General features: G+C 68.5%; 11 protein-coding genes and 1 pseudogene. 10 read left to right on the forward strand and 2 right to left on the reverse strand.

The features are described from left to right. Positions 1 to 176 precede the first annotated feature (176 nt). The 5 genes from ACH107_RS26160 to ACH107_RS26180 all read left to right on the forward strand — a co-directional run bounded on the left by ACH107_RS26160 (position 177) and on the right by ACH107_RS26180 (position 5,217). Positions 177 to 572 carry a hypothetical protein gene (locus ACH107_RS26160; protein ID WP_310691239.1) on the forward strand — a complete coding sequence of 132 codons (396 nt, stop codon included), beginning with the start codon at positions 177 to 179 and terminating at the stop codon, positions 570 to 572. Positions 573 to 576: 4 nt separating this feature from the next. Next, positions 577 to 1,206 carry a DUF1007 family protein gene (locus ACH107_RS26165; protein WP_412508565.1) on the forward strand — a complete coding sequence of 210 codons (630 nt, stop codon included), beginning with the start codon at positions 577 to 579 and terminating at the stop codon, positions 1,204 to 1,206. Beyond that, on the forward strand, positions 1,194 to 2,096 hold the full coding sequence (locus ACH107_RS26170; RefSeq protein ID WP_412508567.1) for a nickel/cobalt transporter: 903 nt from the start codon (positions 1,194 to 1,196) through the stop codon (positions 2,094 to 2,096). The genes ACH107_RS26165 and ACH107_RS26170 overlap by 13 nt, the downstream gene beginning before the upstream one ends. Positions 2,097 to 2,151: 55 nt before the next feature. After that, complete coding sequence (locus tag ACH107_RS26175; RefSeq protein ID WP_412508568.1) at positions 2,152 to 3,531, forward strand: MATE family efflux transporter; 1,380 nt, start codon at positions 2,152 to 2,154, stop codon at positions 3,529 to 3,531. Positions 3,532 to 3,645: 114 nt separating this feature from the next. Continuing rightward, a complete protein-coding gene (locus tag ACH107_RS26180) occupies positions 3,646 to 5,217 on the forward strand; it encodes a cation:proton antiporter (protein WP_412508570.1) in 1,572 nt (523 codons plus the stop codon). 42 nt (positions 5,218 to 5,259) lie between these two features. Here ACH107_RS26180 and ACH107_RS26185 read toward each other — a convergent pair. Next, a pseudogene (locus tag ACH107_RS26185) lies at positions 5,260 to 5,711 on the reverse strand (hypothetical protein). Between the two features lie 50 nt (positions 5,712 to 5,761). Continuing rightward, entirely contained in the window at positions 5,762 to 6,964 is a 1,203-nt protein-coding gene (locus tag ACH107_RS26190) for a pyridoxal phosphate-dependent aminotransferase (protein ID WP_310691234.1), read from the reverse strand. A 78-nt stretch (positions 6,965 to 7,042) separates the two neighbouring features. On the opposite strand from ACH107_RS26190, the gene ACH107_RS26195 reads away from it, so the two are divergent. The 5 genes from ACH107_RS26195 to ACH107_RS26215 all read left to right on the forward strand — a co-directional run. Beyond that, the gene (locus tag ACH107_RS26195; RefSeq protein ID WP_310691233.1) at positions 7,043 to 7,441 is read left to right on the forward strand and encodes a helix-turn-helix domain-containing protein; all 399 of its coding nucleotides are present in this window, start codon (positions 7,043 to 7,045) and stop codon (positions 7,439 to 7,441) included. Next, positions 7,438 to 7,707, forward strand: a complete 270-nt coding sequence (locus tag ACH107_RS26200; RefSeq protein WP_310691232.1) for a succinate dehydrogenase assembly factor 2 — start codon at positions 7,438 to 7,440, stop codon at positions 7,705 to 7,707. Before ACH107_RS26195 ends, ACH107_RS26200 begins: the two co-directional genes overlap by 4 nt. Positions 7,708 to 7,896: 189 nt before the next feature. After that, positions 7,897 to 8,349 (forward strand): MarR family winged helix-turn-helix transcriptional regulator, encoded by a 453-nt coding sequence (locus ACH107_RS26205; RefSeq protein ID WP_412508573.1) that lies wholly within the window; start codon positions 7,897 to 7,899, stop codon positions 8,347 to 8,349. 189 nt (positions 8,350 to 8,538) lie between these two features. Beyond that, a complete protein-coding gene (locus tag ACH107_RS26210; RefSeq protein ID WP_412508571.1) occupies positions 8,539 to 9,195 on the forward strand; it encodes an ABC transporter ATP-binding protein in 657 nt (218 codons plus the stop codon). Beyond that, positions 9,192 to 10,309 (forward strand): FtsX-like permease family protein (locus tag ACH107_RS26215; RefSeq protein ID WP_412508572.1); only part of this gene is annotated, 1,118 nt, incomplete at its 3' end. The genes ACH107_RS26210 and ACH107_RS26215, both read left to right, overlap by 4 nt.

The following is a 10,309-nucleotide window of genomic DNA, read 5'->3' on the forward strand; positions in this document are numbered from 1 at the left end:
TTTTTGTGGTGGTGGTACTAAGGCCGCGAGGCGGCGTTCGGTGCCGGACGGTCCGCGGGGGCCCGGCCCCCCCCCGCGCCTAGCGGTGGTTTTTCGCCCCACGACGGCCGGGGCACTGGTCGCGCCCGGCGCTGTTGCATAGACTCGGTCCCAGACAGAGCCGAAACGGGGGTCGCATGACAGGTGACTACGACGAACTGACGGGCGCGACCGATGCGCGGCGGCGCTATGTCACGCGGCGCTGGATCGTCTCGATGCTGCGCGGGCAGGAGGGGCTGGGCGATACTTTCTGGGTGGGCTGTCTCGGCACGTGGTTCGTGGCCGCGCCGCTTGCGGTGCTCGGGGCGGTCCTGCTGCGCGGGGTCGGTACCGGGCCCAGCGTCCTGACGATGGTCCAGGTGGTCTTCTTCGGTGCGCTGGCGGCCTGGTTCCTGGCACTGACCCGGGCGGTCTGGTGCGCCGCGCGGCGCAGCCCGCAGGTCGGGGCCTGGCGCTGGGCCGGGCTGGCGATCGCGCTTGTCCAGGGTCTTGCCTGCCTGGCGCTGGCGCTGTTGCCCTTGGCCGGGGGCTGAGTCCATGCTGCGTGGGCTCTCGGTCATTTTCGCCATGCTGGCGGTCCCGGTTCAGGCGCATCCGCATCTCTTCGTGGATGCCGAGGTCGCGCTTGTCTACGAGGGCGAGACCCTCCGGGCGGTACGGCTGACCTGGACCTATGACGCCTTCTTCTCGCTGATGCTGACCGAGGACCTCGGGCTCGATTCCGATATGGACGGGCAGTTGTCCGAAGCCGAGCTGGAGACCCTGTCCGCGGCCGTGCTGGACTGGCCCGACGGCTACGAAGGCGATCTCTACGTCACGCAGGAGGGCCAGCCCGTTCAACTGGGCGCGCGGCAGGATGCATCGGTCACCTTCGAAGAGGAGCAGGTGATCGAAAGCCATACCCGCCCCGTCACCTCGGCCGCGCCGGGCGGTGCCACCGTCAAGGTCTACGACCCGGGCTATTACACCGCCTATTCGGTGGTGCGGCCCGTGGCCGTAAAGGGCAGCGCGACCTGTGGCGCCCGGGTGGCACGTGCCGACCTGATCGCCGCGACCGAGAAGGTGGACGAACTGCTTTACGGGATGCCGCAGGACCAGGCCGAGGCGCAGTTTCCCCAAGTGGGTGAGGATTTCGCGGATACGATCCGGGTGACATGCGGCGGCTGATGCTGATCCCCGTCGTGGCGCTGCTGGCGCTGGCGGTCTGGCTCTGGGGCCATGGCGGCGCAGACCAGGTGGCGCGATGGGCCGCGGCCGGGCAGCGCGACGTGCAGACCGCCATGGCCGGGGCCCTGCGCGCCCTCAAACGGGGCGAGCCGGGGGCGCTGGGCACGCTCTGGGGGCTGTGTTTCGCCTATGGTTTCTTTCACGCGGCCGGACCGGGGCACGGCAAGCTGGTGATCGGCGGCTATGGCCTGGGCCGCCGGGTGCCGCTGTTGCGCCTGTCGGGGTTGGCGCTGGCCTCCTCTCTGGGGCAGGCCGCGACGGCGGTGATCCTGATCTATGCGGGGGTTCTGGCGCTGGGCTGGACCCGGCAACAGGTGCAGGGCCTGTCGGATGGTCTGTTCGAGGCGCTGTCCTACGGCGCCGTCGGGCTGATCGGGCTGTGGCTGCTTTTTCGCGGGGCGCGCAAGTTGTGGCGCGGGGCAGGGTCGGGCGACCCCGCAGATGATGGCGCGGCCCCCTGCGAGACCTGCGGCCATGCCCATGCCCCGACCGTGGATCAGGCCAGTGCCGTCCGATCCTGGCCCGAGGCGCTGGCACTGGTCGGCGCCGTGGCGATCCGGCCCTGCACCGGCGCGCTGTTCCTGCTGATCCTGACATGGCGGCTGGGGATCGACTGGGCGGGCATCATCGGCGCGGTCGTCATGGGGCTGGGGACCGCGACGGTGACGGTCGCGGTGGCCATCGCGGCCGTTGTGTTCCGCGAAAGCACCCTGACGCAGGCCGCCGCGGGGCGCGGCACCGCGCGGGTGCTGGCCCTTGTCGAGCTGCTGGCCGGGCTGACCGTGGCGCTGCTGGCGGCGCAGCTGCTCATGCGGCCGGGCGTTTTCTAGCCAACCGCCCCTGGCAATTCTGGACCTGCACGAAAACCGGGCGTAAGGCTGTTTCATGACGCGCCCCAGCCACCATATCGCCCATGCCCGGCGGCTTCTGAGCCTGGGCCTGCCGCTGGTGGGGGCGACCCTGGCGGGCTTTCTGATCCACATGACCGACACCCTCATGCTGGGCTGGTACGACGTGACCGCGCTTGCGGCCGCGACCGTGGCCAATGGGCTGTGGTTCGTCGTCTTCATCGTCGGGGCGGGCTTCGGCCATGCTGTCACGCCCATGGTGGCCGCGGCGGTGGAACAGGGCGACGATGTGAGCGCCCGGCGCATCACCCGGATGGGCCTCTGGCTGTCCGTTGTCTATTGCTTTGTCGCCGTGGCCCTGCTGTGGCGCGGCGCGGACCTGCTGCGCCTGATCGGCCAGCCCGAGGCCGTGGCGGTGGCCGGCGGCCAGTACCTTTCGATCGCGATCCTGGGCTTTTTCCCGGCGCTGGCCGGCCATGTCATGCGGTCCTTCCTGGGGGCGGTGCAACTGACGGCGGTGCAGCTCTGGATCACGCTGGCCGCGCTGGTGATGAACGCGGGCTTCAACTACGCGCTGATCTTCGGCAATCTCGGCGCGCCGGAACTCGGGATCGAGGGTGCGGCGCTGGCCTCGATCCTGACGCACACGGTGCAGATGGGCGCGCTGATGGTCTATGCCCAGTGGAAACGGCCGGACCTCGCGCTGTTCAGCCGCATCTGGCGCCCGGACGCCGAGATCATGGCGCGGGTCTTCAAGCTGGGCCTGCCCGTGGGCGGCGCGGCGCTGTCGGAAAGCGGGCTGTTCACCGGATCGTCGATTATGATGGGCTGGCTGGGCGAGGTGGAGCTGGCTGCCCATGGCATCGCGCTGCAACTGACGGCGGTGATGTTCATGTTTCACGTCGGCATGTCCAATGCCGCCACCATCCGCATCGGCAGCCACTTCGGCCGCCACGACGGCCCGGGGATGCGCCGCACCGCCGAGACCTCTTTCGTGCTCTCCATGGCCTTCGGCATCCTTGCGATTGCCGTGTTCCTGCTGTTTCCCGAAACGCTGGTCGCGCTTTTCGTGGACCCGGACGAGCCGCAGCGCGACGCGGTGATCGCGCTGGGCGCGGGGCTGGTGATGATCGGGGCGCTGTTCCAGTTCGTGGACGCGGCCCAGATCGTCGCGCTGTCGAATCTGCGCGGGATGCAGGACACCAACGTGCCCATGTGGTTGGCCGGGGTCAGCTACTGGGGGATCGGCCTGCCCGCAGGCTATGTGCTGGGCCTTCCGCTGGGTCTGGACGGGGCCGGGGTCTGGTTCGGGATGACGCTTGGTCTGGCCGCCGCGGCGCTGCTTCTGTCGGCGCGGCTGATGCGGCAGTTGGCGCGGTTCGACAGGGCGCCGGTCGGCCAGGTTCGGACGGGCTGAGCCGCCACGCGGCGCTTGCATCGGAGCGGGGCCTTGGCCATGCTTTGCGCGGGCCCGGGCGTGCCGCCTTGGCCGTCAAATGAACGTTGCGCGGGTCGAGGGGCAGGGCAGAGCATGATCTTCGAGGTTTTCGCCGTCGGGGCCGCCTTCATCTTCGGCCTGGCGGTGCGGCCGCTGGGGCTGCCGCCGCTGGTCGGGTTCCTGACGGCAGGCTTTGTCATCCACGCGCTGGGACCCGGCTACGGGATGCCCGCCGAAACCGGGCCGATCCTGGATCACCTGGCCGACCTGGGCGTGCTGCTGCTGCTTTTCACCGTGGGGCTCAAGCTCAAGCTGCGCCAGATCGGCGAACCCCAGGTCGTCGGCGTCGCCCTGCTGCACTTCGCGCTGTCGGTGGCGCTGTTCACGCCGCTGGCGCGGTGGCTGTTCACGCCGGACTGGACGCTGGCGCTATTGGTGGGGGTGGCGCTGGCCTTTTCCTCGACGGTGCTGGCGGCCAAGATGCTGGACGCCAAGCGCGAGATGGGCAGTTTCCACGGCCGCACCGCCATTGGCATCCTGATCGTGCAGGACATCATCGCCCTGGTCGTCCTCGCCGTTTTTTCGGGCAAGGTGCCCGAGCCATGGGCGCTGCTCATCTTCGCCACGCCGCTGCTGCGCCCGGTGCTGCACAAGGTGCTGGACTGGGCCGGTCACGAGGAGGTTCTGGTGCTGGCGGGCATGGCGCTTGCGATCGTCGTGGGCGGCTACGGCTTCGAGGTCATCGGGCTGAAGGGCGAGATCGGCGCGCTGGTCATGGGGCTGCTGCTGTCCAATCATCCGCGCGCGGGCGAGCTGTCGAAATCGCTCTGGTCGCTCAAGGAAGTCTTCCTGGTAGGTTTTTTCCTGTCCATCGGCATGTCGGGCCTGCCCGACTGGGACGCGGTCGTCTTCGCCGTGGTGCTGGGGCTGCTGCTGCCGCTCAAGGGGCTGCTCTTCTTCTTCCTGCTGTTGGCCTTCAAGCTGCGCGCCCGGACGGCCTTCCTGTCGGCGCTGTCGCTGTCGGTCTACAGCGAGTTCGGCCTGATCGTCGCCAGCGGTATCCCCGCGGCCGAGCCCTTCGTGGTGCCACTGGCCATTGCCGTCTCGGTGTCCTTTCTTGTGGCTGCGCCGATTAACCATATGGCGCATCCGCTTTTCGAGCGCTTCGCCGACCGGCTGAAGCCCTTCCAGCGCGTCACGCCCCACCCTGACGAACAGCCCACCGACCTGGGCGAGGCCGATATTCTGATTTTCGGGATGGGCCGGACAGGCTCGGCGGCCTACGAGGCCATGACTGAACGCGGCCTCCGGCCCATCGGGCTGGATGCCGACACCTACAAGGCCGCAGCCCATGCCAAGGCCGGGCGCAACGTGGTCTTTGCCGATGCCGAGGACAGCAATTTCTGGGCCGGTGTCAAGCTGGGCCGGGTCAAGGCCGCGGTGCTGGCCATGAACGACCTCGAGGCCAAGGTGATCGCCGCGCGCACCCTGCGGTCCAAGGGGTTTGAGGGGCCGATCGTCGGCCATGCCCTGCATGACGAACACGTCATGCTGATCCAGGAGGCTGGCGCGGACCGCACTTACCTGACCATGCGCGAGGCGGGGCGCAGCCTGGCCCAGAATGCCTGCGAGGCGATGGACACGGCACAGATCCCCGGGGCGTGACAGGCGGCGCGTGACAGCCGTGCCGCGCTGTCATGGGCGCGGCTATTCCGCGGCGTCCTTGCCCTTCATGAGCCGGTCGGCTTTCTTGCGCAACAGCACCGAGCGCAGATCGTGCATGGCCAGCAGCAACGCGTCGGTGACATCCTCAAGCTGGTCATCCGTCGCCTTGGACTGCGCCCATTGGGTGGTCAGGTTCAGGTGGTCGATGGCGCGGTGGATGTCGTCAACCCTGCGCCAGGCAGCGTCGCGCTGCGTTCGGCCATCCAGTCAGGGATCACGGCCAGGTCCGCCTCGTCGAGGGTCCGGTCGCCCTGTGCCTTGATCTGGCCGTTGTTGATGTTCACGACCGCGATCTGATCCATCTCGATCCGGCGCTGGCGGTTCTCGGTGTCGACCTTGAAGACAGCCGCCCCGTTTTCCTTGACGCGGAAGTAATACTGGCAGACTCTGCGCCCATCTTTGCCTCGTCCCTCTCGGCCACCGCCACGCGGCATTGCGGCAAAGCTAGCAGACCGACGCGCGCCGCGCCAGAACTCCGGTGGCCTCAGCGCAGGCCCTCGCAGAAGCTTTGGATCCGGGCACAGGCCTCTTGCAGCGTGGCGTCATCCGTCGCGTAGCTGACGCGGAAATTCGGCGACAGGCCGAAAGCCGCGCCAAAGACCACGGCGACGCCGGTTTCCTCCAGCAGGGCAGTGGCGAAATCCTCATCCGTGGCGATCCGCTCGCCGCCCGCGCTGGTCTTGCCGATGCAGCCCACGATGGACGGGTAGACGTAAAAGGCGCCCTCGGGCGTCGGGCAGTCGATCCCCCGCGCGGCATTGAGCATCCCCACCACCAGATCGCGGCGCCGCACGAAGGCGCGGTTGTTCTCGGCGATGAAATCATGCGGGCCGTCCAGTGCCGCGACCGCCGCCCATTGCGAGATCGAACAGGGGTTCGAGGTGCTTTGCGACTGCACCTTGCGCATGGCCGCGATCAGCGGCTCGGGCCCGGCGGCATAGCCGATGCGCCAGCCCGTCATGCAATAGGCCTTGGAGACGCCGTTGACCGTCAGTGTCCGGTCATGGAGCCGCGGTTCGACCTGCGCCGGGGTGCAGAAGGTGAAAGCGTCATAGGCCAGGTGTTCGTACATGTCGTCGGTCATCACATGCACGTGGCGGTGGCGCAGCAGGACATCCGTGAGTGCCTGCAGTTCATCCCATGAATAGCCCGCCCCCGTGGGGTTGGAGGGCGAGTTGAACAGGACCCACTTGGTCCGCGGGGTGATCGCCGCCTCAAGCTGCCCGGCCGTGATCTTGTACCCGCGCGCCAGCGAGGCCGCGACCGTCACCGGGGTGCCGCCCGCCAGCAGCACCATGTCGGGGTAGCTGACCCAGTAGGGGGCGGGGATCACGACCTCGTCGCCCGGGTCCAGCGTCGCCATGAGCGCGTTGAACAGCACCTGTTTGCCGCCCGACGAGACCGAGACCTGCGCCGGCGCGTAGTCCAGCCCGTTGTCGCGCTTGAACTTGGCGCAGATCGCCCGTTTCAGCTCGGGTATGCCGTCAACGGGGGTATAGCGTGTCTTGCCATCTTCGATGGCGCGGATGCCGGCGGCGCGGATATGGGCGGGCGTGTCGAAATCCGGCTCGCCCGCCCCAAGGCCGATCACGTCGCGCCCGGCCGCGCGCAATTCGGCGGCGCGGGTCGTCACCGCGATTGTGGGCGACGGTTTGACACGGGCAAGTGTCGCGGAAAGCAAGGACATGGTCGGCCCCGGTTTTGAATTCCCCTGTGCGACGTGTCATAGGTGTGCCGGAGCGAACAGACAAGTTCAGAGGACCCCATGACCGAAGATGAAAAGACCGAGTGGTTCAGCGCCGATACCGCCACCTTCGGCGACAGGCTGGCCGCGGCGCGCGAATCCGTTTCGATGACCCAGAAGGACCTGGCCAAGAAGCTGGGCATCAAGCTGGGCACCCTGCGCAACTGGGAGGACGACCTCAACGAGCCGCGCGCGAACAAGCTTCAGATGGTCTCGGGCATCCTCGGGGTCTCGATCGGCTGGCTGCTTACCGGTGAGGGCGAGGGCGTCGAGGCCCCCGCAGAGAGCCACGTGGAACCGGCCGACGTGCGCGCGATTCTCGCCGAGATGCGCGGGCTGCGCGCCCAGATCGCCCAGTCGGGCGAGAAGCTGTCGCAACTGGAAAAACGCCTGCGCGCGGTGCTGAGTGACGTGACATGACCGAGCAGGACGAGACGCGCCGCAAGCGGCTCTACATGCGGTCGATCCGGCGCGGCATCAAGGAGATGGACCTGATCCTTGCCGCCTTTGCCGACAGGCACCTTGGGGACATGACCGCGGCCGAGCTGGATCTCTACGACCGCCTGCTGTCCGAGAACGATCAGGATCTGTATCAATGGGTTTCGGGGCAGGTGGCGCCGCCTGATCCCTATACCGCGCTGGTGGCCCGCATCGCCAAGGGCGCGGCGGGCGTGACCCAACCCTGACAGCGCCGCAGGCGGGCGCGCGCAGGAATTGCGGGGTGCTTAACCGATTGTTCGGCATTTGCATGCCATCTGGGACGTGCAACGGCACAGAACGGAGGGTGTTGCATGTCATTTCACAGGGTTCCCGACTCTGCCGAAGACACCGGCGCCGGGGCGGACGGGCAGACGCGCGCCTTCGATGCCGGGTTCATGACCTCCTATCTTGAGACGCTGATGCTGGTGGAACGGCTGCACCGGCTGCTGCTCGATGTCATCAAGGATGAATTCGAACGGGTGGGCATCCTCGAGGTCAACGCGGTGCAGGCGCTCTTGATGTTCAACGTCGGCGACAACGAGGTCACGGCCGGCGAACTCAAGACGCGCGGCTACTACCAGGGCAGCAACGTCAGCTACAACCTCAAGAAACTGGTCGAGATGGGCTACATGCACCACCAGCGCTGCGAGATCGACCGCCGCTCGGTGCGGGTGCGCCTGACTGCCAAGGGCCGCGGGGTCCGCGACATCGTCGCCGGTTTGTTCGGTAATCACGCGCGCGGATTGCAGGACCGCGCGGTGCTCAGCATGGACGGCATAGATGAGATCACGACGGCGCTGCGCCGGGTCGAACGCTACTGGTCCGACCAGATCCGACATATTTACTGACCGGTCAGAGGGGCAGCGATCTCCGACGCGGATGCGCGCGGGGCGCTCGCCTGGTGACACCACGCCCCGGTGGGGACACGGCGCATGGATGCGCCGTCCCACGCGCGGTTGATCGCGCCTGCGCCACGGGAAATTTTCGCCTTTCATTCGCGCCCCCGTGTCATACCTTTCGGCCGGAAAGGGGCGCGCATGTTGCTGGAGGTCGAGAACCTGTCGAAATCCTATCCCGGCCCCGAGGGGCCGGTGCCCGTTTTGCGCGGCGTGGACCTGCAACTGCGGGCGGGCGAAACGCTCGCCCTGCGGGGCGAGTCCGGGTCGGGCAAGAGCACGCTTTTGCACCTGGCCGGCGGGCTGGACCGGGCCGACGGAGGCCGTATCACCATTGACGGTCGGCAGGTCACCGGGCTGGACGATGCCGGCCGCGCGGCCCTGCGGCGCGGCACGGTGGGCATCGTCTTTCAGCAGTTCAACCTGATCCCGTCGCTGACCGTCGGTGCGAACATTGCCTTTCAGGCCAGGCTGGCGGGGCGGCACGACGTCGCAGGCGCGGCGCGACTGGCCGAGGCGCTGGGCCTGACCGCGCAGCTGAGGAAATACCCCGAACAGTTGTCCGGCGGACAGCAGCAGCGCGTCGCCATCGCCCGCACGCTGGCCGCGCGGCCCGCGCTTGTTCTGGCCGATGAACCCACCGGCAACCTTGACGAGGCGACGGCCACGGTGGTGCTGGACCAGATGCTGTCGCTGGTCGCCGAAACCGGCGCGGCGCTGATGATGGTGACCCATTCGCCGGACCTGGCCGGGCGACACGGGCGGCAGGTGAATCTGCGGCAGGGGCGTCTGGCATGACGCGCGCGGGGCTTGCCGCGCTCTGGTCCCACTGGCGGCGCAACCCGCTGCAGCTTTTCACGCTGGTGGCCGGGCTGGCGCTGGCCACCGCGCTCTGGTCCGGGGTTCAGGCGTTGAACGCGCAGGCGCGCGCCAGTTATGACGCCGCGGCGGCCGTGCTGGGCGAGGGCCGCCATGACCAGCTTGTGCCGCGCGCCGGGGACAGCATCCCGCAGGACACCTACCTGACGCTGCGCCGGGCGGGCTGGCAGGTCTCGCCGGTTCTGGAAGGCCGGCTTCAGGCCGGGCAGACCCGGGTGCGGCTGGTGGGGATCGATCCGCTGACAGCACCGGGTGGCGTCGGGCCGATGACCCGCAGCGACCAGGCCACGCTGCCCGCCTTTCTGTCCGAGGGTGTTGTCTTTGCCCATCCCGGAGCCGCGGCAGCGCTGGCCGACACCGTTGCGCAGCGGGTGATCGCCGACCCCGGCCTCGCGGCCGACACCGCGATCACGGATATCGGCGTGGCGCAGCGCCTGCTGGGCCGCGATGACCTCAGCCGCCTGATCCTTGCCGAAACCCAGCCCATGGGCCGGCCCGATCTGGACACCCTGGCCCCGGATCTGATCCGGCGCGCGTCGCAGCAGGGTTCGGACATCGCGCAGTTGACCGACAGTTTCCACCTGAACCTGACGGCCTTTGGCCTGCTGAGTTTCGCAGTCGGCATCTTCATCGTTCACGGCGCAATCGGCCTGGCCTTCGAACAGCGCCGCGCCATGATCCGCACCCTGCGCACGCTGGGCCTGTCGCTGCGTCGGCTGATGCTGCTGATGGGGCTGGAACTGGCGCTGATCGCGCTGCTGGCGGGCGGTATCGGCGTTGCGCTGGGCTATGTGCTGGCGGCCAGCCTGCTGCCGGATGTCGCCGCCACGCTGGAAGGGCTTTATGGCGCGCAGGTCGCGGGGGGATTGCAGCTTGATCCTGTCTGGTTGATCTCCGGGTTGGGGATCGCATTGACTGGGGCCGCGCTGGCCGGGGCGGGCGCCTTCTGGAAAATCGCCCGGATGCCGGTGCTGGCCACGGGTGCGCGGGCCTGGGCCGTCACCGCGGGGCGCAGGCGGGGCTGGCAGGGCGG

Source organism: Roseovarius halophilus (ex Wu et al. 2025), assembly GCF_047086965.1.

Excerpts from the sequence above, each read along its gene's own strand:
- ACH107_RS26160 (WP_310691239.1), top strand. The coding sequence starts at position 177 with ATGACAGGTGACTACGACGAACTGACGGGCGCGACCGATGCGCGGCGG.
- ACH107_RS26165 (WP_412508565.1), top strand. The coding sequence starts at position 577 with ATGCTGCGTGGGCTCTCGGTCATTTTCGCCATGCTGGCGGTCCCGGTT.
- ACH107_RS26170 (WP_412508567.1), top strand. The coding sequence starts at position 1,194 with ATGCGGCGGCTGATGCTGATCCCCGTCGTGGCGCTGCTGGCGCTGGCG.
- ACH107_RS26175 (WP_412508568.1), top strand. The coding sequence starts at position 2,152 with ATGACGCGCCCCAGCCACCATATCGCCCATGCCCGGCGGCTTCTGAGC.
- ACH107_RS26180 (WP_412508570.1), top strand. The coding sequence starts at position 3,646 with ATGATCTTCGAGGTTTTCGCCGTCGGGGCCGCCTTCATCTTCGGCCTG.
- ACH107_RS26190 (WP_310691234.1), bottom strand. The coding sequence starts at position 6,964 with ATGTCCTTGCTTTCCGCGACACTTGCCCGTGTCAAACCGTCGCCCACA.
- ACH107_RS26195 (WP_310691233.1), top strand. The coding sequence starts at position 7,043 with ATGACCGAAGATGAAAAGACCGAGTGGTTCAGCGCCGATACCGCCACC.
- ACH107_RS26200 (WP_310691232.1), top strand. The coding sequence starts at position 7,438 with ATGACCGAGCAGGACGAGACGCGCCGCAAGCGGCTCTACATGCGGTCG.
- ACH107_RS26205 (WP_412508573.1), top strand. The coding sequence starts at position 7,897 with ATGACCTCCTATCTTGAGACGCTGATGCTGGTGGAACGGCTGCACCGG.
- ACH107_RS26210 (WP_412508571.1), top strand. The coding sequence starts at position 8,539 with ATGTTGCTGGAGGTCGAGAACCTGTCGAAATCCTATCCCGGCCCCGAG.